Annotated in this window: 23 protein-coding genes; 13 read left to right on the top strand and 10 right to left on the bottom strand. The window is 42.4% G+C overall.

What is annotated here, in order from left to right; genetic code table 11:
- The first annotated feature begins 122 nt into the window (after window positions 1-122).
- Window positions 123-749, top strand: coding sequence for a 1-acyl-sn-glycerol-3-phosphate acyltransferase (locus C3Y93_RS05500; RefSeq protein WP_104852321.1), 627 nt, complete (start codon window positions 123-125; stop codon window positions 747-749).
- A 47-nt stretch (window positions 750-796) separates the two neighbouring features.
- On the opposite strand, the gene ykgO is transcribed toward C3Y93_RS05500, so the two are convergent.
- From ykgO to mrdA, 3 genes are all read right to left on the bottom strand, one after another.
- Window positions 797-919 carry a type B 50S ribosomal protein L36 gene (ykgO, locus tag C3Y93_RS05495; protein WP_026438469.1) on the bottom strand — a complete coding sequence of 41 codons (123 nt, stop codon included), beginning with the start codon at window positions 917-919 and terminating at the stop codon, window positions 797-799.
- A gap of 105 nt (window positions 920-1,024) precedes the next feature.
- Complete coding sequence (rsmD, locus tag C3Y93_RS05490; protein WP_004970724.1) at window positions 1,025-1,582, bottom strand: 16S rRNA (guanine(966)-N(2))-methyltransferase RsmD; 558 nt, start codon at window positions 1,580-1,582, stop codon at window positions 1,025-1,027.
- Between the two features lie 3 nt (window positions 1,583-1,585).
- Window positions 1,586-3,676 carry a penicillin-binding protein 2 gene (gene mrdA / locus C3Y93_RS05485; RefSeq protein ID WP_104852320.1) on the bottom strand — a complete coding sequence of 697 codons (2,091 nt, stop codon included), beginning with the start codon at window positions 3,674-3,676 and terminating at the stop codon, window positions 1,586-1,588.
- A gap of 254 nt (window positions 3,677-3,930) precedes the next feature.
- Between mrdA and C3Y93_RS05480 the strand changes: the two genes are divergently transcribed.
- The 4 genes from C3Y93_RS05480 (at window position 3,931) to C3Y93_RS05465 (ending at window position 6,902) form a co-directional block, all read left to right on the top strand.
- Window positions 3,931-4,449, top strand: coding sequence for a hypothetical protein (locus tag C3Y93_RS05480; RefSeq protein WP_104852319.1), 519 nt, complete (start codon window positions 3,931-3,933; stop codon window positions 4,447-4,449).
- A 63-nt stretch (window positions 4,450-4,512) separates the two neighbouring features.
- Window positions 4,513-5,829 (top strand): hypothetical protein, encoded by a 1,317-nt coding sequence (locus tag C3Y93_RS05475; protein ID WP_004970719.1) that lies wholly within the window; start codon window positions 4,513-4,515, stop codon window positions 5,827-5,829.
- Window positions 5,830-5,910: 81 nt separating this feature from the next.
- Window positions 5,911-6,570, top strand: a complete 660-nt coding sequence (gene adk, locus C3Y93_RS05470) for an adenylate kinase (protein ID WP_004970717.1) — start codon at window positions 5,911-5,913, stop codon at window positions 6,568-6,570.
- A 107-nt stretch (window positions 6,571-6,677) separates the two neighbouring features.
- Window positions 6,678-6,902 carry a hypothetical protein gene (locus C3Y93_RS05465; protein WP_228153788.1) on the top strand — a complete coding sequence of 75 codons (225 nt, stop codon included), beginning with the start codon at window positions 6,678-6,680 and terminating at the stop codon, window positions 6,900-6,902.
- A 129-nt stretch (window positions 6,903-7,031) separates the two neighbouring features.
- On the opposite strand, the gene nth is transcribed toward C3Y93_RS05465, so the two are convergent.
- Complete coding sequence (gene nth, locus C3Y93_RS05460; protein WP_104853247.1) at window positions 7,032-7,721, bottom strand: endonuclease III; 690 nt, start codon at window positions 7,719-7,721, stop codon at window positions 7,032-7,034.
- A gap of 92 nt (window positions 7,722-7,813) precedes the next feature.
- Window positions 7,814-8,608 carry an RnfABCDGE type electron transport complex subunit B gene (locus tag C3Y93_RS05455; protein WP_104852317.1) on the bottom strand — a complete coding sequence of 265 codons (795 nt, stop codon included), beginning with the start codon at window positions 8,606-8,608 and terminating at the stop codon, window positions 7,814-7,816.
- A 356-nt stretch (window positions 8,609-8,964) separates the two neighbouring features.
- Here C3Y93_RS05455 and gdhA point away from each other — a divergent pair, with 356 nt between their 5' ends.
- Window positions 8,965-10,308: an NADP-specific glutamate dehydrogenase gene (gene gdhA, locus C3Y93_RS05450; protein WP_004970711.1), complete on the top strand. Its 1,344-nt coding sequence runs from the start codon at window positions 8,965-8,967 to the stop codon at window positions 10,306-10,308.
- A gap of 71 nt (window positions 10,309-10,379) precedes the next feature.
- Here gdhA and C3Y93_RS05445 read toward each other — a convergent pair whose 3' ends face one another.
- The 3 genes from C3Y93_RS05445 to rlmH all read right to left on the bottom strand — a co-directional run bounded on the left by C3Y93_RS05445 (window position 10,380) and on the right by rlmH (window position 12,711).
- Entirely contained in the window at window positions 10,380-11,162 is a 783-nt protein-coding gene (locus tag C3Y93_RS05445; RefSeq protein ID WP_104852316.1) for an META and DUF4377 domain-containing protein, read from the bottom strand.
- Window positions 11,163-11,301: 139 nt separating this feature from the next.
- The gene (locus C3Y93_RS05440; protein ID WP_104852315.1) at window positions 11,302-12,078 is read right to left on the bottom strand and encodes a DODA-type extradiol aromatic ring-opening family dioxygenase; all 777 of its coding nucleotides are present in this window, start codon (window positions 12,076-12,078) and stop codon (window positions 11,302-11,304) included.
- Window positions 12,079-12,228: 150 nt separating this feature from the next.
- Window positions 12,229-12,711: a 23S rRNA (pseudouridine(1915)-N(3))-methyltransferase RlmH gene (gene rlmH / locus C3Y93_RS05435; protein ID WP_026438445.1), complete on the bottom strand. Its 483-nt coding sequence runs from the start codon at window positions 12,709-12,711 to the stop codon at window positions 12,229-12,231.
- A 157-nt stretch (window positions 12,712-12,868) separates the two neighbouring features.
- Between rlmH and C3Y93_RS05430 the strand changes: the two genes are divergently transcribed.
- Entirely contained in the window at window positions 12,869-13,834 is a 966-nt protein-coding gene (locus C3Y93_RS05430) for a M28 family peptidase (protein ID WP_416224609.1), read from the top strand.
- Between the two features lie 354 nt (window positions 13,835-14,188).
- On the opposite strand, the gene lon is transcribed toward C3Y93_RS05430, so the two are convergent.
- Window positions 14,189-16,615 (bottom strand): endopeptidase La, encoded by a 2,427-nt coding sequence (gene lon, locus C3Y93_RS05425; protein ID WP_104852314.1) that lies wholly within the window; start codon window positions 16,613-16,615, stop codon window positions 14,189-14,191.
- A gap of 147 nt (window positions 16,616-16,762) precedes the next feature.
- Window positions 16,763-17,359, bottom strand: coding sequence for a 5-formyltetrahydrofolate cyclo-ligase (locus tag C3Y93_RS05420; RefSeq protein ID WP_026438444.1), 597 nt, complete (start codon window positions 17,357-17,359; stop codon window positions 16,763-16,765).
- Between the two features lie 351 nt (window positions 17,360-17,710).
- Between C3Y93_RS05420 and C3Y93_RS05415 the strand changes: the two genes are divergently transcribed.
- The 6 genes from C3Y93_RS05415 (at window position 17,711) to dld (ending at window position 25,477) form a co-directional block, all read left to right on the top strand.
- Window positions 17,711-18,961: a YncE family protein gene (locus tag C3Y93_RS05415; RefSeq protein ID WP_104852313.1), complete on the top strand. Its 1,251-nt coding sequence runs from the start codon at window positions 17,711-17,713 to the stop codon at window positions 18,959-18,961.
- Between the two features lie 97 nt (window positions 18,962-19,058).
- Window positions 19,059-19,556 carry a hypothetical protein gene (locus C3Y93_RS05410; protein WP_004970693.1) on the top strand — a complete coding sequence of 166 codons (498 nt, stop codon included), beginning with the start codon at window positions 19,059-19,061 and terminating at the stop codon, window positions 19,554-19,556.
- A gap of 519 nt (window positions 19,557-20,075) precedes the next feature.
- On the top strand, window positions 20,076-21,746 hold the full coding sequence (gene lldP / locus C3Y93_RS05405) for an L-lactate permease (RefSeq protein WP_171287385.1): 1,671 nt from the start codon (window positions 20,076-20,078) through the stop codon (window positions 21,744-21,746).
- A 24-nt stretch (window positions 21,747-21,770) separates the two neighbouring features.
- Window positions 21,771-22,520, top strand: coding sequence for a transcriptional regulator LldR (gene lldR / locus C3Y93_RS05400; protein WP_004970689.1), 750 nt, complete (start codon window positions 21,771-21,773; stop codon window positions 22,518-22,520).
- Window positions 22,517-23,671: an FMN-dependent L-lactate dehydrogenase LldD gene (gene lldD / locus C3Y93_RS05395; protein ID WP_016659249.1), complete on the top strand. Its 1,155-nt coding sequence runs from the start codon at window positions 22,517-22,519 to the stop codon at window positions 23,669-23,671. Before lldR ends, lldD begins: the two co-directional genes overlap by 4 nt.
- Window positions 23,672-23,761: 90 nt before the next feature.
- Window positions 23,762-25,477 (top strand): D-lactate dehydrogenase, encoded by a 1,716-nt coding sequence (dld, locus tag C3Y93_RS05390; protein ID WP_035311162.1) that lies wholly within the window; start codon window positions 23,762-23,764, stop codon window positions 25,475-25,477.
- The last annotated feature ends 15 nt before the right edge of the window (window positions 25,478-25,492 follow it).

The following is a 25,492-nucleotide window of genomic DNA, read 5'->3' as shown; positions in this document are numbered from 1 at the left end:
ATAAGCGCAAAAACAGTATGATTTTGCATGGAATGACAAAAATAAGATGAGTGCAGGAAATTTTTATACATTTATAAAGTATTTGTTTATTTATTCGTCGTTTTAGACTTTTGTATTTGTCGATGCTTGCTAAAATTCGCACACTTTATTTGGGGTATGCGGTTGTGTTTGAAAAGTTAGCTGAGCGAAGCTTAAATTTAATGGGTTGGGAAATCGACAATCATTGTCCGTTGGAATTAGACCAATATGTGATGATTGCTGCACCGCATACCAGTAATTGGGATGCCTTATATGCACGCTTAGGGCTTAAAGCTTTGGGCGTTAATGTTCGCTTGACCATTAAAGACAGCTATATGAAATTGCCGTTTGGGCCATTTGTCCGTGCGATGGGAGGTATTGGTATAGACCGTCGTCCGAAAGCACCAGGCGAAGCACGACCTAGTATGGTTCAGCTCATGACGGACTTATTTAAAAACCATCCTAAATTGGTGATGTTGGTGACGCCTGAAGCCACACGTGCGCGTCAAGAACAATGGAAAACAGGTTTTTATCATGTTGCGTTAAATGCAGGTGTGCCAATTGCTTTGGCGTATATGGATTACGCAAAAAAGAAAACGGGTGTGGGAAAAATTGTGCATCCAACCGGCGATTTTGAAAAAGATATGGCTGAAATCATGGCATTTTATGCGCAGGTTCAAGCAAAATTTCCTGAAAGTTTTAGTGTCGATACACGTTACTATTCAGAATAAGCACACTATTTCAGTGTAATAATCTATCAAAACTAAAAGACAGGGGATTATCCCTGTCTTGCTTTAAAACGTGGATTGGATTTGCAAATCACAAATAATTTGCCACGACGTTTCACAATTTGACAATCGGCACGCGATTTTGCACTTTTTAAAGATGAACGAACTTTCATGAAGATAAACACTACAATATGTAATGTTATAATATTACATTAATAGATGACTCTTGAAAAGTGTCGATAGTCATAAAATTACCGCGTATCTTTTAAGGAGCAAATTTAAACAACAATCTTTTGGTATAAGCCCGCACGTACAGTTCCCGCTTTGCTCTCTTTAACTTTTTGCCAAGTCTGCGGTAATTTTAACAGGTTTAAATCACGATCTGCTTCAACATAAATCAGACCTTGTGCCGCAATGAGTGGATCAGCCAACCCTGCCAATTCTTCCCATAAATCTAAACTATAAGGCGGGTCTAAAAATACCAAATCAAACTGATCTTTTAGTGTCGCCAAAGCATGTTGTGCGGTAGAAACTTTTAATTGTGCTTTGCTTTTATTGACGCGTAATAATTCTAAATTTTGCTGTAAAAACTGTGCTTGTGTACGGTTTGGCTCAATCATGACCACGTGTGCTGCACCGCGAGACAGGGCTTCAAAAGCTAAAGCGCCCGAACCTGAACAGAGGTCTAACACTTTGGCGTTTTGCACATCCCACATTAACCAGTTGAATAAGGTTTCGCGCACTCGGTCGGGCGTAGGGCGTAATCCCTCAATTGAAGCAAAAGCCAACTGACGACGTTTCCATTCTCCACCAATAATGCGTAGTTGATTTTTCATGGCTTAGTCGCTCTCAATTGGGTTAGTGGGTACAACTGCTGTTGGCGCAGTTGCAGGTGGATTGGTTGGAGCTGAACTCGGAGTAGTTTGCGAAGGATTTGGGTTGAGCGCAGGGTGATTGGTTGCTGTATTCGGATTATTCACGTTATTCGTATTTGGTGCAGTAGATGAAGGGACTTCACCACTTGGCAATTCACTTGGTTTTAAACCTGCAGTCATTAAGCCACCACTCACTTGTGCGGCAGATGGACGAATTGGCTTTTTATTTTTATTCAGTAACCAATAGTCTAAAATTGGACGCGCCAAAGCCGTTGCTGCAGAACCACCGCGACCATTTTCTAGAATGATGGCAATTGCGATTTCAGGGTTTTCGGCAGGAGCGAAGCCAACAAATAAACCGTGGTCAAGCTGACGGTCGGTCAATAAGGCTTCGTTATAGCGTTTACCTTGCGCAATACTTTTAACCTGTGCTGTACCTGTTTTACCTGCAACTGAATATTGCAAGCCGCCTTTAATCCCTTTACCTGTACCTGATTGAATCACATCAACCATGGCATCACGCATTTTAATCCAGTCTTCTTCTGTGCCGTTAAAGTCAATTTTTCCGTTGGTACCATTGTGAACTTTAAATGGTTTCGCGCCACGACTTTCACGTAACACGTGCGGTGTGACTTTAAATCCTTTGTTGGCGGTGATGGCGGTGGCCATTGCTAATTGCAATGGTGTCGAGGTAAATGCACCCTGACCAATACTGACGGAAATTGTTTCACCTTTCATCCATTTGGCTTTGCGCGTACGCATTTTCCAATCAGGGTTTGGATACAAGCCTGTGCTTTCACTTGGTAGGTCTACCCCAGTTTTTTCACCAAAACCAAATTGACGCATCCACTCATTCATTTTTTCAATGCCCATGCGATACGACAATACATAGAAGTAGGTATCACATGACACGATTTGTGCTTTGTGCAAATCGACAATGCCGTGCCCGGTTTTTTTATGATCACGGAAACGGTGGCTGTCACCCGGTAAAGTAAAATATCCATAATCCTGAATGGCAGTTTTCCAATCGACATAGCCATAATGAATACCGCCTAAACCAAACATCGGCTTAATGGTAGAACCAGGTGGATAAACACCTTGTACCGCACGGTTATAGAGCGGCTGATCTAAATTATCACGTAGAGCTGAGTAGTCGCTATGGCTAATACCTGTGACAAATAAGTTAGGGTTAAAGCTAGGACTAGATACCAAAGCTAAAATTTCACCTGTGCGTGGGTCGAGTGCCACAATTGCACCACGACGTTCTGCCAATTGTTCAGAGGCAACCACTTGCAAGCCGTAATCCAGTGATAAAAACAAATCATTGCCACGTAAAGGGTCTTTACGTCCTAAATTGCGTAGCACATTACCATGCGCATCGGCTTCTACAGATTCGTTGCCAGGTACGCCATGTAGTAAGTGCTCATACGATTTTTCCACCCCAATTTTACCAATCAGATTAGTGCCTGCATAAGCATCTTTGTCAATTTCTTTCAGTTCTTTGTCGTTAATACGTCCGACATAACCAATCACATGCGCAAATAATTCACCGTGTGGATAATAACGAGTCATTTGAGTTTCAATATTGACACCAGGGAACTGATATTTGACTTCACTAAAACGCGCAATATCTGATTCATTTAAATTCAGTTTGATCGATACACGTTCGGTTTTACGTGAAGTTTTAATCCGACTTTTAAAGCGCTCAATATCTTCTTCTGTCAGTTGTAAAACAGGCGTCAGTCGCGCAATGGTGTCATCAATATCTTCAACATCTGCTCGGCTTAAGGTAGCAGAGAATACAGGGTAGTTATCGGCCAATAACACGCCATTGCGGTCATAAATATAACCACGTGCAGGCGCGAGTGGTTGTAATCGAATACGGTTTTTATCTGATGCAGTCGCAAATTCATCGTAGCCGCTAATTTGTAAAAAGGCATAACGAGCCACCAACAGCAGCAAGAAAAAAACCACAACACCCACCGAAAAAAAGATGCGATTGCGAAAAATACGCTTCTCTTGCTGAGCATTTTTTAACGGATAGTGTTGTTTCATACAAAAATTGGCTTAACAAAAATGAGGGAGAACGAATTTGGACTATTCTAACGCATCTATTGGCAATTTTGAGTAACCATGTTTGACTGAATTGCCCGATTTAACCTAGAAGATGGGCGCAATCTTAATTTTTGACTTTAGCGACATCAAAATTGTAATTTGCTGTATATAAGAATCCTGACAATTCTGCTAGAGTCAAAACACGAAAACAGGACTGTTTTTAAAATTAAAACAAATGGACACTGGTGACAATAATGACAAAAGTCTATTCTTTCGTGGCATTACTTGCCTTTTCAAGTTTTAGCTTTGCTGGGAACACTACTTTTTTACCTGAAGCAAAAATTAGCACAGATAGCGCAAAAACTTGGAATGTAGGGGCGGGTATTACCCAAAAATTACTGCATTTGAATGGTGAATGGGTCAATCCTTATGGCATTGCCTATCTAAAAGCGGGGGCTTTTTTAAATGGTGACCATGAAGTCGGTGGGCAAACAGGTTTTCGTTACCCATACCACCTCACAGGTAAAGACAAAAATGGTTATTATATTGGCGCTTACGCAGGACACCTAGAATCTAAATGGGTGGATGGTGAAGAAAAAGCGCGTTTAGGTGCAGGCATTGATCTGGCTTATGTATTACTGAGCCCTGAACGCATCAGTAGCTTTAGTGTTGGCATTGGCGCAGGTGAAAAATTGGAAGATCGACAAGGGCGAGTGATTGCGGAAACTGAGCCTAGACTACAATTTTCCTATACGCTCAGTATGGGTTTGTAGTCAGAATAGTGACTTTTAACTACTTTAGAATCTTGTAATTAGAACTAAATATGGAAAAAATGCATGCTTGAGTACGTCAATCAGTTGTGGCAAACCTTTTTGAATCGTCCAGATTTTTGGGCCGTGCTCAGTATTATTCCTGTGACTGCTTTTGTGACTTGGGCGCACGTGTGGATGGCACTAAAAATGGTGTTCTATCCAATTAGCTTTTGGGGCTTTCACCTTGGGCCTATTCCTGTGGGATGGCAGGGGATTGTACCGCGTAAAGCAGGGCGTATTTCAGGCATCATTACCGATAACACATTGTCAAAATTAGGTTCATTGCGTGAATTTTTAAATGCGATGGACCCTGAAGATATGGCGCGTATTATTGGTGAGCAAGTGGGTTTTGAACTTGAGCACTTAATTGATGAGGTCATGTTAGACCGCAATGCTGTGCTTTGGGAAAACCTACCGTATTCGATTAAACGCCGTATTTACGCACAGGCGCATAAACAATTGCCAGGTGTGCTGCGTGAATTGGTGACTGAACTGACCTTGAATGTTGAATCCTTGGTGGATATGCGTGAAATGGTGGTCAGCCAAATGGAAGGTGATCGCCGCTTAATGGTGCGTATGTTCCTAAAAGTCGGTCAAAAAGAAATTAACTTTATTTGGCATATCAGTGCATTGATTGGGATGTTCTTTGGTATTTTCCAAATGATTGTTTGGTTTCTTGTACCATGGCACTGGACGGTTCCATTTTGGGCGGCAATTTGGGGCTTCTTGACCAACTGGATTGCGATTTGGATGGTATTTAACCCAGTCGAACCACATTACGTGAAATATCCGCAGTTCTTTAAATTGACTGAAAATCGTCAATTTCCATGGATTAAGCCAGTGATTCCACGCATTGGGACTTATAATATTCAGGGTGCGTTCATGAAACGCCAAGAAGAAGTCTCGGATGTGTTTGCAACGGTAGTCACAGAAGATCTGATTACGTTAAAATCAATTATGACTGAAATGATGTATGGCAGTAAAAAAGACAAAACCCGCCGTATTGTCAAACGCCACATCAACGAAATTATGGAAACACCATTGGTTCGTACCTCTTTACAGTTGTCTTTGGGGCCAAAAGAGTATGCCAAACTCAAGACTGACTTGATTGATCGTTCGATTGAAATTACGATGGTGCCTGTATGCGACCCTGCCTTTAATGCGAGCCGTGCACAGAAAATTTATCAAATGTTCAGAGATCGTATTCGTGAACTGACGCCAAAAGAATTCCAGAATCTCTTGCGTCCTGCCTTTCAGGAAGATGAGTGGATTTTAATTGTCTTGGGTGGTGTAACTGGTTTTATTGCTGGTTTAATACATTTGTTTGTCGCTTTCTTATAAGAGGATGCTGGCTGCGTAAAGGGCGATGGCTCTGATATGCAACGAGTGTCAAATACATTGTTAAAATGAGGATGTTTTTTTATGCGCATTATCTTACTCGGACCACCTGGAGCAGGTAAAGGTACACAAGCTCAGTTGATCTGTAAGCGCTACAATATCCCACAAATTTCAACCGGTGATATGCTCCGTGCTGCAATTCGTGAAGGTACTGAATTAGGTCTACAAGCCAAAAGCGTTATGGACGGTGGCGGTTTGGTATCTGATGAACTGATCATTGGCTTAGTGAAAGAGCGTATTGCGCAGCCAGATTGCGTGAATGGTTGTATTTTTGATGGTTTCCCTCGCACCATTCCACAAGCTGAAGCTTTGGAAAGTGAAGGCATCAATATCGACCACGTGATTGAAATTGATGTTGCAGACGAAGAAATCGTACAGCGTTTGTCTGGTCGTCGTCAGCACCCTGCATCTGGTCGTATTTATCATCTTGTTTACAACCCACCAAAAGTGGAAGGTAAAGATGACGAAACTGGCGAAGATTTGGTTCAACGTCCAGATGACCAAGAAGAAACCATTCGTAAGCGTTTAAAAGCGTATCACTCAGAAACTGAGCAATTGGTTGGCTTCTATCAAGGTCGTGCTGCTTCTGGTGAAAATGCACCAAGCTATAACAAATTGAATGGTCTTCGTCCAATTGAAGAAGTTCAAGCAGATTTGTTTGCTATTTTAGACCAAGCAAAATAAGTCTAGGTTTTAGACCAAGTCTGTTTAAAAGAAAATAAAATCGTTTAAACAGGCTGCTTGTTTTGACTTTAAAAGAGTCCTGATTCATATTAGGGCTCTTTTTATTTGTGTCAGTTTGGGAGAGTGCTTTGCAACATGCTGCTGTTATCATCATGTTATTGGCAAGTATTGCCGTTTTAGGCTTTCTTGTTTTTGTGAGCTATAAGTTATTGCGCAACACACAAGCTCAGAATTCGACTGAAAAAAAATCAGGTAAGCACTATCAATTGCATCCGAAACTTAAACAACAGCAAGAACAACAACGTCAGTCTGAAGATTCTCAGGATAAATAAATCATCTCTACATAATCTTGTGCATAGATTGCACAGTTATCCACACGATTTTGGATGATCCACATTGCTTTGATGATCTAGCTTGTCATCAATAAGTTTAGATCACTTTGCAAAAGTCTACCGAAGCACTTACTTAGATATGGGCGCGTGATGAATTTCATGCAGCGTAGTATGACGATGTGCACCAAATTCAAAGCGATCAGGCCAGTTACACACATCTGACACCACACATTCAGCGCATTTAGGCTTACGCGCAATACAACAATAACGGCCATGTAAAATTAGCCAGTGATGCGAGTTAATTAAAAATTCTTTAGGAATGACTTTAATCAAACGGTGTTCGACTTCTAAAACATTTTTACCTACAGCTAAACCTGTGCGGTTACCTAAGCGGAAAATATGCGTATCGACCGCCATGGTTGGCTGTCCAAATGCGGTATTTAACACCACATTGGCAGTTTTGCGTCCCACGCCGGGCAAGGCTTCTAAATCGGCACGATTATCAGGCACGATGCTGCCGTGTTTTTCGATGAGAATTTTGCAGGTTTTAATGACATTTTCTGCTTTGGAATTATACAGTCCGATGGTTTTAATATATTCCTTTAAACCTTCCACACCTAAGGCATAAATTGCTTCGGGCGTATTGGCAACAGGAAACAGTTTGTCGGTGGCTTTATTGACGCTGACATCGGTCGCTTGTGCTGATAAGGTCACCGCTATCAGCAATTCAAATGGATTGGAAAAATTCAGTTCAGTGGTCGGATTTGGACGTTGGTCACGCAAGCGCTCAAAAAAAGTCTGAATTTGCTTTTTGGTCATATTTTTAGACAGCTTTTCTTTGAGCGTGGTGCTTTTGGCAGCCGTTGTTTTGACCGCTTTATTGGTCAGACGTGTATTTCTTTCGGGCATGTTTATGCTCCTAATTCACGTAACTGTTGTTGTAAATTGGTTAGTAATAGCCGTTTTTTCTCATCGTCACGCACACTGAGTTGTTTTTCGAGTTTTTTAATTTGTGTGCGTAATTTTGCCAGTTCGATGGTGGTTTGTGCATCGGCAGTGGAAATCTGTTCATTTTTTTGCACAGGCAATTCAATCGCAGGCACAGCAGCATCGGCTTGTGCAGAAAATTGAGCAAACAGTTCGGTATCAATTTCTGCACGTACCACAGGGCCTTTACGGTGCAGACGACGTTGTTCTTCACGTTGTATGTGGGCGTAGTAGCGTTGGCGTAAATCATTCTGTTCTGCCACTCGTGCGCTATCAGAAAGCAGGGGTTGTGTATCTTCTACCAAGTCAATGCAATCGACAGGGCAAGGTGGAATACACAATTCACAGCCAGTACATAAATCAGTCAAAATGCTGTGCATGAGTTTGCCTGAGCCTAAAATGGCATCGACAGGGCAGGCATTAATACATTTGGTACAGCCAATGCATTCATCTTCACGAATTAGCGCTTTCATACGCTGTGGGCGCCCATCTGCCTGCACAGGCCAAACACTGGCTTCTGCGGTCAATACAGGGCGTTGCAGTAAGTTTGCTAGTGCATCTGCAACAGGTTGTCCACCGGGTACGCATTTATTGGCTGCTTCGCCTTCCGCAATCGCTTTGGCATAGGGTAAACAGCCATCGCGGTGACCACATAAGCCACATTGAGTTTGAGGGAGCAGCGCATCAATATTTTGAATCAGAGCAATTTGCGAATTCATGGACAAACCAATGCCACTTTAACAGCAGCAGAAAAACGGAAGATAAGGCTAGGGGAAAATTCTAGGTCGATGATTTTAGCACGATTTTTGCTTTTAGGCTTGTGCGCAAATTAAGAACAACAATTGCTAGCTTTTTGGGCAAAAATGCTCAAAACTATGAATTAATTTGTTACATTAACTTATGGGCTTAACACGCTAAAAAATAAGTTAAATTTATGAAAATACAAATGTTTTAAAGTTTTTTGAAAAAAACTATTGTAGATTGTTAACAAAAGATATTTAATATTTTGCGCCAAAATATATCATTGATTGAAATTTTGACCAATTTTGATCCATTTTCTGCTGAGGATTAAGCGTTGAAATACAACAGCCTTAACGAATTCCTAGATTACGTTAAAACACGTGATGCACATCAACCAGAGTTTCTACAAGCTGTAGAAGAAGTAATGACCAGTCTTTGGCCATTCATTGAAAAGAACCCTCAATATGCAGCACATGGTTTGCTTGAGCGTTTGGTTGAGCCTGAGCGTGCAATTCAGTTCCGCGTTTCTTGGGTAGATGACCAAGGTCAAACCCACGTAAACCGTGCATTCCGTGTACAGTACAACTCAGCAATTGGTCCATTTAAAGGTGGTATGCGTTTCCACCCATCAGTGAACCTTTCTATTTTAAAATTCTTAGGTTTTGAACAAACCTTTAAAAATGCTTTGACTACATTGCCAATGGGCGGTGGTAAAGGTGGTTCAGACTTTGACCCTAAAGGTAAGTCTGAAGGCGAAATTATGCGTTTCTGCCAAGCCTTAATGATCGAGTTATATCGTCATTTAGGTTCTAACACGGATATTCCTGCGGGTGATATTGGTGTAGGCGGTCGTGAAGTGGGTTACATGGCGGGTATGATGAAGAAGCTCAGCAATGACACTTCATGTGTATTCACAGGTAAAGGCTTGTCTTTCGGTGGTTCTTTGGCGCGTCCAGAAGCTACAGGTTACGGTACTGTGTATTTCGCTGAGGAAATGCTCAAGACTCGTGGCGATTGCTTTAAAGATAAAGTCGTTGCGATTTCTGGTTCAGGCAACGTTGCACAATTTGCTGCAGACAAAGCAATGTACTTGGGTGCGAAAGTAGTTTCACTTTCTGACTCGAATGGTACTGTGTACGTGAAAGAAGGTTTCACGCCAGAATTACTTGCTGAAGTGATGGAACTTAAAAACGTAAAACGTGGTCGTATTTCTGAATTTGCGTCTAAGCACGGTTTTGAATACCTTGAAGGTCAACGTCCTTGGGGTATTAAATGTGATATCGCGCTTCCATGTGCGACTCAAAACGAACTTGATGCGAATGATGCAGCAGCGCTTCTTGCAAACGGCGTAATCTGTGTTGCTGAAGGTGCGAACATGCCTTCTACACTTGAAGCGGTTGAGAAATTCGTTGAAGCGAAAATTCTTTATGCGCCAGGTAAAGCATCTAACGCCGGTGGTGTAGCAACTTCTGGTCTGGAAATGTCTCAAAACGCATTGCGTTTAGGCTGGACTTTCGAAGAAGTTGATGAGCGCTTACACGCAATCATGAAAGAAATTCACCGCAACTGCGTAAAATTCGGTACGAAAGAAGACGGTACCGTGAACTATGTAGACGGCGCAAACATCGCTGGCTTCGTAAAAGTTGCTGATGCAATGCTTTCTCAAGGCGTATTCTAAGTCTGACTGAGTTTAAGCTTGAAAAAAAACCGAGGTGAATGCCTCGGTTTTTTTATATTGCGATTTTATCGTTATAGAGTGCCTTTGACTGCTTCACGCTCTACGGTCATGTCGAATACATAGGCATATTTAGACTGGTCAGCTGCCGGATTTTTAATTTCATAACGTTTTACCCGAATAATCTGACGCTCATTCGATGAATGCTGAAAACCTTCGATCTGATCGTAAAATAAAGTCCAGTCTTTATCGACCTGAGTCTTTAAGCCTTTTTCATCATATTTGATTTCTTTCACCTGTAAGCAGGTTTGCTGAGCTACACCCGTACAGGCTTTAGTCTGTGACGAAACTTCCAGGAAAATGGTTTCTGCCTGACCTTGGTATTTGGTTTCCGGTGTCATTTTTCCGGTAAAGACATATTTTTGACCATCAGCTGCAGTAATACTCAGTTTTGGCTGATTGGCATCATTTAGATCCAGACTAAACGGAATATTACGCTTTTGCAGAAGCTGGCTGATAAAACGTTCCTGTTCCATTAATGGTGCATCACATGCCATCATGGTGCCCATCATGTCACCCGTACTCAGGGAATTATCTTTAACAGTCCAGCTCGTGCCAAGGCCATTACAGCCAGAAGCTACACTTAGTCTGCCTCGTTGATCAAAGCTCAGAACAATCGGGCGTTGCAGCCCACGATCAAGTTCCCAGGTATAAGCGGGCAAAATTTGTGTAGGCGTTTTTAATGTGGTGGATAGAGTAGAAATAGCCGGATCTCCTGAAGTGGCAGGAAGATGTGAAGATTGACATGCAGTTAAAGCCAAAGGGAGCAGGGCAAGCGCAAAAATACTGAATTTCATTGGTTTATATTCTATGTGCTAAAGTTTCAACGTGATTATAATCAAGAGATTAACAAAAAATATGGATACAAATCGTAGCTTTTGCTAACAAAATGTATCCAAATTAAAAAGTCAGATTTTAAATAAGCGGAGCTATCGGTTAGTCAAAACGATAAATATCCATACCGAGTGAACCCATGCTAAAGCTGCTATGTACAATGTTAAATCGATCTCCCGTACCCATTGCAAAAAACAGCGGTGCAAAGTGTTCTAGGGTTGGGTGATTACGTGCTACATGTGGCAATTGTTGCCAATCTAGTACTGCATCATAATTGCGATGACTTAAATGCTGCACCACACGATTACGGAAACTAGATGCCCATTCAGGCACAGCCGCATTGGGTGTATTCCATGATAATTCACGTAAGTTATGGGTGATACTGCCTGAGCCAATCAGTAAAATTTGCTGTTCACGTAATGGCGCTAAACTTTGCCCAATGTGATAAATCTGTTCGGCGCTCATATTCATGGGCAAAGAAATGGTAATCACTGTAATATTGGCATCGGGATACATGTGTAGTAATGGCATCCATACGCCATGATCATGCGGGCGTGTGCTGTTGGCATGGGCAGCAAAGCCCGCATCAGCCAAACGCTGCAAAATATCTTCTGCCAGTTCAGGTAAGCCAGGTGCAGGGTAGCGCAGGGCGTACAAGGCTTCAGGAAAACCACGGAAGTCATGCCATGTTTCAGGGCGAATACCTGTGTTGACCTCCAGTGCATTACTTTCCCAATGCGCCGACATCACCACAATGGCTTGCGGTGTTGGCAAATTTTCACTTAAACGGCTGAGTGCAGGCCCGACCTGTTCAGGATTGAGTGCCAACATGGGCGAACCATGTGAGATAAATAAACCGGGTAATGTCTGTAAGTTCATGCCTAGATCCCTAAAGCCTGCTGTTCTACAGCATCGCAAAAAAGTGTGTATAGCGAAATGTACTTTTGTTCAACGCTATGTTGCAGCTTTGCAACGTCGTTTGAGTTGAAGATATTTTGATAACTCAACGTACAAATTGAATAAGTTGATTTAACCTGCACGATGATAAGGATGGTTGTGGTTGATGCTCATAGCACGGTATAGCTGCTCAATCAGCATCACGCGAACTAAAGGGTGTGGCAAAGTTAGTTTGGATAATGACCAATGCCATGCTGCTGCTTTACGTACTGCTTCAGAGTGACCATCTGGTCCACCAATCGCAAGCACGACATCATTGCCTTCTAGCATCCAGCCTTTCATGGTTTCTGCAAGTTTTTCGGTGCTGAACTCTTTGCCGCCCACTTCCAAGGCAATTAACAGCTCATTGTTTTTCATGGCATTTAAAATGCTATCACCTTCAATTTGGCGATATTTTAGAATATCGGCCTCAGAATCATTTTTGCCACGTTTCGCCATTGGCAGTTCGACAATTTGAGTCTGCACAAAAGGCTGAATCCGTTTGAAATAATCTTCAAAACCAGTCAGCACCCAAGCAGGCATTTTTTGTCCAATGGTCAGAATGCGAATTTTCATAGGCGAGTTCATGTAGCGATCAATCAGAATCTCGCATTATAACCATGATTCAACACAAGCGCTGTGTAACGACACAATTTGCAATTGAATTTGCCAACAGGCTGTTGCTTTAATACTCAGCAATCTTATTGGTCTTTTTTGTCTTGGAATTATCAGCATGCGCGCGTTTCAAAGTCAGCAGTTATATTCATGGATATTGGGCGCGGGTATGGGATTGATGACCACTGCTACATTTGCTGTGCCTGAGGCTCAATGGGCAGAACCAAACAATTTGCAAGTCTATATGCAGCAAGTGATTGGGCAGCAGGGTTTGGGTAATTCCGAACAGTATCGTCATTATAAAAATGTGATTGAACTGAATCGGGTTTCGGCATGGATTCGGGAACAAATGCGAGTATTTGGAATTCCGTGTCAATTTCAAAATTATGTGGTCAATCAGCAAAGCTACCGCAATGTGGTGTGCAAATTGAATATCGGTGCTGTGCAAAAAACGATTTTTGGTGCGCATTACGATGTTTATGGGCAGCAGCAGGGGGCAAATGACAACGCTTCTGGCGTTGCAGGTGTAATCGAAACAGCACGAATTTTGGCGCAGGAAAAGAATAAACTTAGTCAAAATGTTGAATTTGTTTTTTATACCTTGGCAGAGCCACCATTTTTTAAAACCGAGTCGATGGGCAGTTTTATACATGCCAAATCTGTGCAGGCTGAAAAGGAAAAAATCCGTGCGGTGTATGTGCTGGATATGATTGGTTATTACGATAAAAATTTGGTGCAAAATTACCCAATCGGTTTAAAGTGGATTTACCCAAGTCATGGCAATTTTATTGCGGCATTGAGCAATATGCAGTCACGTGAAATGAGTGCAAGCTATTGCAATACGATGCAGCGTTTGAATCAATTGCAATGTGAGCGTGTGGTCGCACCGACTTTCGTCAAGGGCATGGATTTTTCAGATCATTTAAATTATTGGAAATATGATATTCCTGCCATTTTAATTACCGATACAGGCAGTTATCGCAGCACACTTCGCCACACCACAGGTGATACTTTAAAAACAGTAAATTTTGAAAAAATGGCACATGTCGTGAATGGCTTGGTTGCACAGATTTTATCACCTTGATGATTGATCGCAGCGCATAAAAAACGCAGCCCTGAATTGAAATAGGACTGCGGTTAAAAGGTCATCCACCTGGAGATATGGATGACCAGACCATGAAGCACACTTCAATCAAAAGCGTCTGATCAATTTATCGGTCTAAATAGACCAAACAAGAAACATACAGCGCGATGTATCTTAAATTTATATATGTGGATGGTTTGCCTATTTTTCAAGGAAATTGAATTAAAAACAGACTATCCATTTTAAAAATAATTAAAAAATTATTCAATTATTTTAAATCCAGAATCTAAATACAACAAAAGAGCACCGAAGTGCTCTTTTGAGATGTTCTATGCTTAAAGCAGAGTAACTTGCTTAATGACGTGCGGCTTTGCCTGCTGCTACTGGCTTCACAATCGGTGCCTTGGTTAAAGGCTTAGGCATACTGGTCAGTGCCAAAGGCAAGATTTCATCAATGCTTTTCACAGCCTTGATTTCCAAACCTTCTTTGACATTGTCTGGAATTTCAGACAAGTCACGCACGTTTTCCTGTGGGATAAATACCAGTTTGATACCACCACGATGTGCCGCAAGAAGTTTCTCTTTCAAGCCACCAATGCGCATTGCACGACCACGTAAGCTGGTTTCGCCTGTCATGGCAATATCAGGACGAATTGGAATATCTGTAAATGCAGATACCAATGCCGTAGTCAATGCCAAACCTGCAGATGGACCATCTTTAGGTGTTGCACCTTCTGGCAAGTGTACGTGTACATCGGTTTCGGCAAATACATTGGCTTCAATGCCTAAACTGTCGGCACGGGTACGCACAACGGTCATCGCGGCTTTGATTGACTCTTGCATCACATCACCCAATGAACCTGTGGTGATGAAATTACCTTTGCCTTTCATGGTTGCCACTTCAATGGTGAGTAATTCACCACCCACTGAAGTCCAAGCCAAGCCATTTACACGACCCACTTCGGCTTCTTCTTCTGCCATACCATAGTCAAATTTGTGTGGACCAAGGTAGTCAGGCAAGTTTTGTGAAGTCACATCTACCTGTAGGTTTTTGGCTTTTTTGCTGACTGCTTCTTTCACCACCTTACGGGCAATTTTTGACACTTCACGTTCCAGACTACGCACACCTGCTTCACGTGTATAGCGCTGCACAATGTCACGAATCGCTTCTTCATGAACCGTCAATTCTTTAGCACGCAAGCCATTATTTTTGATGGCTTTAGGGACAAGATAGCGTTCTGCAATATTCACTTTTTCATCTTCGGTATAACCCGGTAGACGAATTACTTCCATACGATCTAACAGAGCTTCTGGAATATTCATGCTGTTGGCAGTACAAATGAACATCACTTCAGACAAGTCTAAGTCTAGATCTAAATAGTGATCATTAAACTTGTTGTTTTGTGATGGATCAAGTACTTCTAACAAAGCAGATGCAGGGTCGCCACGGTAATCCTGTGCCATTTTGTCAATTTCATCGAGCAAGAACAGTGGGTTCTTCACACCAACTTTAGTCAATGACTGCACAATTTTACCCGGCATCGCACCAATATAGGTACGGCGGTGACCGCGAATTTCCGCTTCATCACGTACGCCGCCTAGCGCCATGCGCACGAACTCACGTCCAGTGGCTTTTGCAACCGATTCACCCAGTGAGGTTTTACCTACACCCGGAGGACCGACTAAGCACAGAATTGGACCTTTGAGTTTTTTCACGCGCGACTGCACAGCAAGGTATTCCACAATACGGTCTTTGACTTCATCTAAACCGTAATGGTCGGCATCTAAAATTTCTTGTGCTTTCGCCAAGTTAATGCTGACTTTGCTGGCTTTGTTCCATGGCGTATCTAAAATTACTTCCAGATAGTTACGTACCACAGCCGCTTCGCTAGATGCAGGTTGCATGGCTTTTAGCTTACGGAACTCAGCTTCTGCTTTTTTGCGGACATGTTCTGGCAAGTCTGCTTCGGCCAGACGTTTTTCAATTTCAGCGACATCATCTTCCGCACCGCCGTTCATATCGGACAGTTCGCGTTGAATGACTTTCATCTTCTCATTCAAGAAGTATTCACGCTGATTTTTTTCCATCTGGCGTTTAACAGAGTCATGCAAGGTTTGCTCAATCTGCTGTTCTTCAGACTGTTGCAATAAATAAGTCATTAACTCGGTCAAGTGAGCTTCAAACTCATCGTGCTCAAGGAATTTTTGTTTGACATCAATATTCAATGGCACACGGGTTGCAACAAAGAACAACAACTGCAATAAATCTTCAATTTTATTGGCAGCAGCAATCAGTTCACGTGCATTGCGTAATTTTGCTTCTGCATATTGCGCAAATAAGGCACGTAATTCTTGCAAACGTGTTGCTTGGGTATTTTCATCCATCGCAACAGTCATTGGGCTCAAGTTGTGTTCTGCAGTCAAATACGCGTCTTCATCAATAATTTTTTCGAGTTTGGCGCGGTATAAGCCTTCAATCAGCACTTTGATACAGTTTTCATCATTTTCGTGATTCACAACTTGCACAATCTTCGCGACAGTACCGTATTGATATAAATTGTCGTGATCAATTTCTTCTGTAAGCGAATCTTTTTGCGCAACTACAAATACTAGATTGTCACTGTTACGAGCCACATCAACTGCATTGATCGATTTTTCACGACCTACAAATAGCGCGATTTGCATGTGTGGATAAACCACCACATCACGTAGCGCTAAAAGCGGTAATACACTTGGAACCTGAGGCTCTAAGGTTTCTTGATTCATAATAATTTCAGACATGGGCACTCCTAATGAGTGACAACGGTGTTGCCATGTTTTTAATAGTGATGGGTATTTTTTAAAATACAAGGGCAGGTCAACACAAATTGTTTAAAAAGTAGCTAAATATGTGATTTTAAATTGATCTATTCAGTCAAAATGATCAATTTAGCGTTTCAAGGTGCGTTTAAACTGTAAAAAATGTTGTGGAGTTAGTAAGGCATCTACAGGTTGATCCCAATTTTCACGTGGCAAGCGTGTATGAATTAGCTGAAAATCATGTGCAATCCCTAAGCGATAAGGATGCTGCGGGGCAGAGGCTAAAGTGCGGTCATAATAACCACCGCCCATTCCAATGCGGGTGCCATGCGTATCGCAAGCCAATAAGGGCATCAAGACTAAATCTAAATGGGAGATGTGTTTTCCGCGACTTGTTCTTGGTTCTTGCATCCCCAAACGATGATGGGCAAAGCGACGCTGACGATATTGTTGTGGGGTGATTTGTACCCACACCAAGTGTTGATTCATATTGCAAATCATGGGCAAATACACTTGTTTGCTATGCGCGAAGCAATATTCAATGATGCGGTGTGTATGAATTTCACCAAAAGCATGTAAATACATACCCACTTTTTTTGCGTACTGAAATTTTGGCAGTCGTATTAGCCGCTGCAAAACAGCTTGCTGTGCGTGTTGCTGTTGGGTGCGCGTGACCGCTCTGCGCTGTTGTCGAAGCTGTTTACGCAAGGTTTTAAGTTCCAACAACTGCATCTCGGCACATCCTTATATTCTTGAGTTTAAATGCTTGAATGGGTATGGGATTACTGTCATTTCATCGACAAAAACAAGCTTTTATCATACTTGGCATTTTAACAGGATGTGATGCTGTATTTCTGTTTATCTGAAAATTGACCTGCTATCGGATAGTCTAGCTCGAACCCTAGACGCAAAATTACAAAAACTCTTATGCTATTGCCCAATCAATGCCACGCCAACAATCTTCAAGATCGCTTCAAGATGGATTAGGCAGGCTTCAGTTAAAAACAACAAATATGTAAAAACACAAGCCAAAACAAAAACAACACTTTCATTTTGCTGTTCAGGGAGAACAAGAACATGAGTTATTCCAACAGGGTGTTTAAACATCTACTTCAAGGCGTGCTGGCTTTAGGAAGTTGTGTCAGCGCACAAAGTTATGCAGATTCGACCTATTTACCGCAGCCACCGAATACCCAACAAGTCTTTTTTGTCGGCAATAACTGGGATGGCACAGTGACGGTGATTCACCCTTCACAAGACTTTGGCAAAGTGGGTGTGGTCAATATGATTCCTGACCGCAAAGAGCGTTTATTAGAAATTCATTTAAATCCAGTGAAATTGATTGCCTACACTTACATTCAACAAACTGCAGGTGAGGGCAATGACCAGTTGGTGGATGATATGTATTCCACGCCAGATGGACAGTCGATTGTGGCTTCACGTCCAAGTTTTGCCGATGTGGTATCCATCAACATTAAAACGGGCAAAATTAATTGGCGTACGCCAGTCGAAGGTTTCCGCGCAGACCACATGGCGGTTTCACCAGATGGACAACGTGTTGCTGTGTCGGCATCGTCAGGTAATGTGGTGCATGTTTTAGATATTCATACAGGTAAAGAATTGGGGCGTTTTGCAACAGGGGATAAGCCGCACGAAAATATTTACTTTGCAGGTGGAACGAAAATCTTAAACTCTGCGATTGGTAACGTAGAAACTTCGATGGATGCACAGTGGCAAGATTTTACCAAAGGTAAGCGCTTTATTACCATTGCCGATGCCAACAATTATAAAGTTCTGAAAAAAATTGATTTCCGACCTGCGTTAGATGCCTTTGGACGTAAAGATTTATCCAACTCAGTGCGTCCTATGGTGCTAAGTAAAGATGAAAGCAAACTTTATGCGCAGGTTTCATTTTTTAATGGTTTGGTGGAATACGACTTAAAAACCGATAAAGTCACGCGTATTGGACAATTACCGGGCAGCAGTACAATTCCAAAAGACCGCAGCAAATGGGTAAATGATTCACGTCATCATGGTTTATCCATCAGCGCAGATGGCGAAAAACTCTGTGTGGCAGGCACGATGGATGATTACGCGACCATTGTAGACCGTCAGAGTTTAAAAGCAGGCAAACTGATTCCTGCAGGTAAACCATATTGGGCAACCCGTAGCCCAGATGGAAAAAGCTGTGTGATTTCAGAAAGTGAAACCGATGTGGTAACGGTGATTGACTTTGCTACGGGAGAAAAAGTCCGCAGTGTGCCAGTGGGGAATCACCCACAGCGAGTGCGTTTGGGTTATGCACCAAGCGATTGGTCGACGCCGTAATTTTTAAGCCGATCATAACAGGCAAAGCATGCTAAGGCGCTCAAGACGATATTTGAATTGAGCGCATTTTAGGATGGTTTGCTTATGGAGCATGCACATGAATGGGACTCGATGGCTCGGTATTGGCTTTTTTGTTTTGGCGGTCGCGGTGTTGTTTACCGTGGTGTATGTGTTTCAACCACCGAATAAGACTGTTTCGGAAACAGTGTGGGTGAAACCGAACACGGCTTCCACAGAGATAGAAACAACGCAAAGTCTATATTCAGATGAATCTGAAAATGTACTGGAAACAAACGCTATGCTAGAGCGTGCTGCGGTATCTGCAGTTGAAATGCAGCAATTAATCCAGCAACGTGATCAGTTGTATTTAGGCTTTAAGCAAATTAGTACAGGTTTAAGCCAAGGGCAAAAGCCTGATTTAAACCGTGTACAAAGTATGTTGCTACAGCAGGAACAATTGGTACAAGCAGGCGTATTAAGAGCAGAAGATGCAATGAACTATAGCCAGTTTTTAAAGCAAATTTTACCTGAAATTGCAGGGCAAATTGATTTGCATATTTCGCGTTTAAAGCGCCTGAACGTGGTGACAGGTTAAGCCACAGTAAGGTGTGAGTTGCTGTTATAAATACACGATGACGCCATTGTTGCAGTCAATAATGGCGTTATTTTTTTGTCTAAAAAATTCTTTTAATCCACATGTTTTTAAGCCGAATAGCGGCCACTTGAGCTGAATTTATCCATGATTCCTTTGATCAAGCGTTCAATTCATCTTAGAAGAAAGCACACGTATTTTACTGTATTAGACGAAAGTTGTATAAGGCTGTGCCGAATAAATTTGGTTTTTCCTTCCTTTTAAAAACTACAGAAAAAACAAAGTTTAAATTTTTCTTCACCGTATTTTTTATGCTGCGAACAAAGATCATCTTTATTTAAATTGGTATGACCATTTAAATAAACAACCAGACCAATGTTGACATTTATTTGTATAAAACTATTATTTGTTGCAAATATTAAAAGTATTTTGATTTTTTATCTTAATATTGGTCAGACCAAAATTAGAATTTTATCTATATGCTTAGACCTATGTTTACGTTTGAGTGAGCATTTCAAGGAGATGACAATGCTTCAACATTGGCAACAGATCTACGATCCAATGGCAAATATTTGGATTTCGAGTCTTATTGCATTAATCCCGATTATCTTTTTCTTTCTGGCATTGGCTGTATTTCGCTTAAAAGGAAGTGTTGCGGGAACAATTACGGTTATTTTGGCGTTATTAGTGTCGTTATTTGCCTATGGCATGCCTGCACCAATGGCTTTTGCTTCATTGATCTATGGCTTTTTCTACGGTTTATGGCCAATCGCATGGATTATTATTGGCGCATTATTTTTATATAAAATCTCTGTAAAAACAGGGCAGTTTAACATTATTCGCTCATCTATTCTGTCAATTACAGAAGATCAGCGTCTCCAGATGCTATTAGTCGGCTTCGCGTTTGGCACATTTTTAGAAGGTGCAGCGGGCTTTGGGGCGCCAGTGGCAATTACTGCTGCTTTGTTGGTGGGTTTGGGTTTTAAACCTTTATACGCTGCGGGTTTATGTTTGATTGTGAACACCGCACCTGTTGCGTTTGGCGCAATGGGGATTCCAATTATTGTGGCGGGTCAGGTTTCGGGTGTAGAAACCATGGAAATTAGCCAGATGGTTGGGCGTCAGTTGCCATTTATGGTGCCTATTGTGTTGTTCTGGATTATGGCAATTATGGATGGCTGGCGCGGTGTGAAAGAAACTTGGCCTGCAGTGTTGGTGGGTGGTGGTGCTTTTGCGATTGCACAATACTTGACCTCTAACTTTGTAGGGCCTGAGTTACCCGATATTACCGCTGCAATTGCCTCTTTGATTAGTTTAACGGTCTTATTTAAATTCTGGCAGCCAAAACACATTTTCCGTTTTAGCGATGCAGACACCAAAGTGGATGCCAACTTAGTTGCAGAACAACAGCAAAAATACAGCATGGGTCAGATTGTCAAAGCATGGTCACCTTTTGCAGTGTTAACGGTGATGGTCACTATTTGGAGCATCAAGCCGTTTAAAGATTTATTTGCCAAAGATGGCGCAATGCACGACTGGGTAATTTCCATCAAAGTGCCATTTTTACATCAATTGGTGCAAAAAATGCCGCCTGTGGTTGCTGAAGTTAAAGACTACGATGCAATCTTTAAGTTCGATTGGCTGAGTGCAACAGGGACTGCAATTATGATTGCGGCTGTCATCACCATCATTTACTTAAAAATGAAACCACGTGAAGCGGTTAAAACTTTTGCAGAAACCATCAACGAGCTAAAAACACCAATTTATTCGATTGGGATGGTGTTAGCTTTTGCTTTTATTGCCAATTATTCAGGCATGTCTGCGACTTTGGCACTGGCTTTGTCACACACAGGCAATGCTTTCACATTCTTCTCGCCATTTTTAGGTTGGATTGGAGTGTTCTTGACAGGTTCAGATACATCAGCCAATGCCTTATTTGCTGCCTTGCAAGCCACAACTGCACAGCAAATTGGTGTACCAGAAGTCTTGTTGGTTGCTGCCAATACCAGTGGTGGAGTAACAGGCAAAATGATTTCACCACAATCGATTGCAATTGCCTGTGCGGCAGTGGGTTTAGTCGGAAAAGAATCGGATTTATTCCGCTTTACCGTGAAACATAGTATTACTTTCACCGTTATGATCGGTATTATTATCACTCTACAAGCTTATGTGTTCCCATGGATGATTCCATAATCACATGCACAAGAGGATAGCCGCATGAAAGTCTCCGACAAAGTTGTACAAGACCTGCGCACACTGGTTGAAAAAAATCAGATGCAAGTCGGAGACCGATTGCCTGCCGAAAGAAAGTTATGTGAACAACTCGGGGTTTCCCGTTCCTCTTTGCGTGAAGCCATTCAGCAATTGACCAGTCAGGGCATGCTGGTCAGCAAAGTTGGAGCGGGTACTTTTTTGCAACAGCTACCCACCAATTGGTCGCAATATCAAATTGTGCAGCCTTTAAGTAACCTGATTGATGAAGACCCTGCTTATCGTTTTGATGTGCAGGAAGCTCGAATGGTTCTTGAAGGTGGTACGGCATGGTATGCCGCACAGCGGGCAACTGCTGAGGATTTGAAAAACATCCGTGCCTGTTATGAGCAAATCGCCCATTTTCAAATTTTAGGTGATGACGATCAGGCAGCAATTGCCGATGCCAAGTTTCATTTGGCAATTGCCGAAGCATCGCACAATTTGGTGCTCATTCAAATGATGCGTGGCTTATTTGATTTGTTGCAATACAACGTAGTTTTGGGCAGACGCAAAGTCTATACCGAAGCCCACCGTTTCGATCAGTTGCACGATCAACACTTTCAAGTGATGGATGCAATTGAACGCCAGGATCCAGAAGCTGCCCGTTCGGCAGTGTGTGGACATATTGAATTTGTAGTTCAACAAGTACGCATGATAGACGAGGAAGATGCGCGTCGTCAGCGTGCGAGTCGATTAAACAGGATAGCGCCATGATTATTTCTTCTGCGAATGATTACCGCGAAGCAGCGAAACGCCGTTTACCGCCATTTTTATTTCACTATATTGATGGAGGTGCGTACGCGGAACAAACGCTGAAAAGAAATGTGGAAGACCTTTCACAGATTGCCTTGCGCCAACGTGTTTTGAATGACATGTCGGCTTTGAGTTTAGAAACCACCTTATTTAATGAAACCTTGTCAATGCCTGTGGCTTTGGCACCTGTGGGTTTAACGGGCATGTATGCGCGCCGTGGTGAAGTGCAGGCTGCAGTTGCAGCTGACAAAAAAGGCATTCCGTTTACTTTATCTACCGTGTCGGTATGCCCAATTGAAGAAGTGGTGCCTGCCATTTCACGGCCAATGTGGTTTCAATTATATGTATTGCGTGACCGTGGTTTTATGCGTAATGCTTTGGAACGTGCTAAAGCAGCAGGCTGTTCAACCTTAGTCTTTACGGTAGATATGCCTGTGCCTGGCGCACGTTATCGGGATGCACATTCGGGCATGAGTGGTCCAAATGCTGCTATGCGCCGCTATATGCAGGCAGTGATGCATCCAAACTGGGCATGGGATGTTGGCTTACTAGGTCGTCCGCATGACTTGGGCAATATCTCTAAATACTTAGGCAAACCAACAGGACTTGAAGATTATATTGGCTGGTTAGGCAATAACTTTGACCCATCTATTTCATGGAAAGACTTGGAGTGGATTCGTGAATTCTGGGATGGCCCAATGGTCATTAAAGGCATTTTAGACCCAGAAGATGCTAAGGATGCTGTTCGTTTTGGGGCTGATGGAATTGTGGTGTCCAATCACGGTGGTCGTCAGTTAGATGGTGTGCTCTCGACTGCACGTGCTTTACCGCCAATAGCCGATGCAGTAAAAGGAGATCTAAAAATTCTAGTGGATTCAGGTATTCGTAATGGCCTAGACGTGGTGCGCATGTTGGCGATGGGTGCGGATACTTGTATGCTCGGACGTGCCTTTATTTATGCACTAGGTGCAGCAGGTGGGGCGGGTGTGAGTAATTTACTCGAATTGATTGATAAAGAAATGCGAGTCGCAATGACCTTAACGGGTGCTAAAAACATTCAAGCGATTAACTCAGATTGCTTGGTACAACTTGAGCGTGAACTGAAAGGCTAAATTGCCAACAGGAGCGATCAATCCATCAACCGATGCATTTGGCTGAATCGCTTAATTGTATTTTTCACCTTGTTTCAGGACTTGTACACTATGCCACAGACAATTTCTTCTGCAACACAATTTGATGCTGCAGCAACCCTCAAAAACTTGGTCGATATTGTGGGAAAAGCGCATGTATTGACCCATGAATCAGATACTCGTTTATATCGTCAAGGGCGACGTTTTGGCGAAGGACAGGTTTTTGCGGTGGTCACGCCAGGTTCTTTATTGCAGCAGTGGCAAGTGTTACAAGTGGCTGTGGCAGCAGATTGCATTATTATTATGCAAGCCGCCAATACTGGACTCACGGGTGGTTCTACCCCTTTTGGTGATGACTATGATCGTCCTGTAATTTTGATCAACACCCAACGTTTAAAAGGTATTCAGCTCATCAACGATGCCAAGCAAGTGATTTGCTTGCCTGGTGCAACATTGGATGCTTTGGAACAGCAATTGGCGCCGCATCAGCGTGAGCCACACTCAGTCATTGGTTCATCTTGTATTGGCGCTTCAGTGTTGGGCGGGGTATGTAATAATTCAGGTGGTGCATTGGTCAGACGTGGTCCTGCCTATACTGAGTTGGCCTTATATGCACAAGTCGATGCACTGGGCGAGTTGCAACTCATCAATCATTTGGGGGTGAATTTAGGGAACTCGCCAGAAGAAATTTTAACCAAACTTGAGCAACAACAATATCGCCCTGAAGATATTGAATATTCGGAACATTGTTGTGCTTCAGATCAGCGTTACGTGCATGATGTTGCCCAAGTCGATGCCGATACGCCTGCACGGTTTAATGCCGACCCGAGCCGTTTGTTTGAAGCTTCGGGTTCGGCAGGTAAAGTCTGTGTGTTTGCAGTGCGTTTGGATACGTTTGAGAAAATTCCGAGTCAGGTGTTTTATATCGGCAGCAATCAGCAGGATGATTTAACCGCGATTCGCCGTTTTTTATTACGTGATTTGCCGCGTGTACCGATTGCTGGCGAGTATATTCATCGAGATGCCTATGACATTGGTGCAGAATATGGCAAAGACAGCTTCTTGTTTATCGAGAAGTTTGGCACCAGTAAAGTACCTGCAGCTTTTGCCATGAAAGACAAAGTTGATGGTTTTCTAACCCGTTGGGGCATGCGTGGATTGTCGGATAAAGTTTTGCAAATGTTCACGAAACTACTGCCAAATCATTTACCAGAACGCATGAACCAATTTCGTGATTTGTATGAACATCATTTAATTTTGCGCATTGAGCAGCAAGATGTTGCGGCAGTACAGCAGTTTTTAATGGATTATTTTATCACGCGCAATTCCGGCAGTTTTTTTCTATGTAATGAAGATGAAGGCCGCAAGGCTTTTCTGCATCGCTTTGCAGTGGCAGGTGCTGCAATTCGTTATCGTGATACACATCGAAATGAAGTGGAAGACATTGTTGCTTTAGATATTGCGTTAAGACGTAATGATCAGCAATGGGTTGAAACCTTGCCCGAAGAGTTGGAGCAGGCGATTATACATAAGTTGTATTATGGTCATTTTTTATGTCATGTCTTTCATCAGGACTATATTATTAAAAAAGGCGTAGACCCGTTGGCGATGGAACATCAAATGTGGTCATTGCTTGATGCACGTGGGGCAGAGTATCCTGCAGAGCATAATGTTGGGCATTTATATGTGGCGAAGCCTGCCTTAAAGCAGCATTATCAAAAATTGGATCCGACCAATTGTTTTAATGTGGGCATTGGGCATAGCTCTAAATTAAAAGCTTGGCGTTAAATAAGGATGAAAACT

Origin of the sequence: Acinetobacter sp. SWBY1, from assembly GCF_002946595.1 — a bacterium.
Taxonomy (GTDB): domain Bacteria; phylum Pseudomonadota; class Gammaproteobacteria; order Pseudomonadales; family Moraxellaceae; genus Acinetobacter; species Acinetobacter towneri.
Note: the sequence above shows the minus strand (reverse complement) of the source record. Positions and strands in the feature narration are given on the sequence as shown.

What these genes read in the sequence shown, in the direction of transcription:
- C3Y93_RS05445 (WP_104852316.1), bottom strand. Translation starts at nt 11,162, where the DNA reads ATGAAATTCAGTATTTTTGCGCTTGCCCTGCTCCCTTTGGCTTTAACT.
- C3Y93_RS05500 (WP_104852321.1), top strand. Translation starts at nt 123, where the DNA reads ATGCTTGCTAAAATTCGCACACTTTATTTGGGGTATGCGGTTGTGTTT.
- lldR (WP_004970689.1), top strand. Translation starts at nt 21,771, where the DNA reads ATGAAAGTCTCCGACAAAGTTGTACAAGACCTGCGCACACTGGTTGAA.
- lldD (WP_016659249.1), top strand. Translation starts at nt 22,517, where the DNA reads ATGATTATTTCTTCTGCGAATGATTACCGCGAAGCAGCGAAACGCCGT.
- lon (WP_104852314.1), bottom strand. Translation starts at nt 16,615, where the DNA reads ATGTCTGAAATTATTATGAATCAAGAAACCTTAGAGCCTCAGGTTCCA.
- C3Y93_RS05480 (WP_104852319.1), top strand. Translation starts at nt 3,931, where the DNA reads ATGACAAAAGTCTATTCTTTCGTGGCATTACTTGCCTTTTCAAGTTTT.
- rlmH (WP_026438445.1), bottom strand. Translation starts at nt 12,711, where the DNA reads ATGAAAATTCGCATTCTGACCATTGGACAAAAAATGCCTGCTTGGGTG.
- mrdA (WP_104852320.1), bottom strand. Translation starts at nt 3,676, where the DNA reads ATGAAACAACACTATCCGTTAAAAAATGCTCAGCAAGAGAAGCGTATT.
- C3Y93_RS05455 (WP_104852317.1), bottom strand. Translation starts at nt 8,608, where the DNA reads ATGAATTCGCAAATTGCTCTGATTCAAAATATTGATGCGCTGCTCCCT.
- adk (WP_004970717.1), top strand. Translation starts at nt 5,911, where the DNA reads ATGCGCATTATCTTACTCGGACCACCTGGAGCAGGTAAAGGTACACAA.
- rsmD (WP_004970724.1), bottom strand. Translation starts at nt 1,582, where the DNA reads ATGAAAAATCAACTACGCATTATTGGTGGAGAATGGAAACGTCGTCAG.
- nth (WP_104853247.1), bottom strand. Translation starts at nt 7,721, where the DNA reads ATGACCAAAAAGCAAATTCAGACTTTTTTTGAGCGCTTGCGTGACCAA.
- C3Y93_RS05440 (WP_104852315.1), bottom strand. Translation starts at nt 12,078, where the DNA reads ATGAACTTACAGACATTACCCGGTTTATTTATCTCACATGGTTCGCCC.
- lldP (WP_171287385.1), top strand. Translation starts at nt 20,076, where the DNA reads ATGACAATGCTTCAACATTGGCAACAGATCTACGATCCAATGGCAAAT.
- C3Y93_RS05475 (WP_004970719.1), top strand. Translation starts at nt 4,513, where the DNA reads ATGCTTGAGTACGTCAATCAGTTGTGGCAAACCTTTTTGAATCGTCCA.
- C3Y93_RS05415 (WP_104852313.1), top strand. Translation starts at nt 17,711, where the DNA reads ATGAGTTATTCCAACAGGGTGTTTAAACATCTACTTCAAGGCGTGCTG.
- ykgO (WP_026438469.1), bottom strand. Translation starts at nt 919, where the DNA reads ATGAAAGTTCGTTCATCTTTAAAAAGTGCAAAATCGCGTGCCGATTGT.
- C3Y93_RS05410 (WP_004970693.1), top strand. Translation starts at nt 19,059, where the DNA reads ATGAATGGGACTCGATGGCTCGGTATTGGCTTTTTTGTTTTGGCGGTC.
- dld (WP_035311162.1), top strand. Translation starts at nt 23,762, where the DNA reads ATGCCACAGACAATTTCTTCTGCAACACAATTTGATGCTGCAGCAACC.
- C3Y93_RS05430 (WP_416224609.1), top strand. Translation starts at nt 12,869, where the DNA reads ATGCGCGCGTTTCAAAGTCAGCAGTTATATTCATGGATATTGGGCGCG.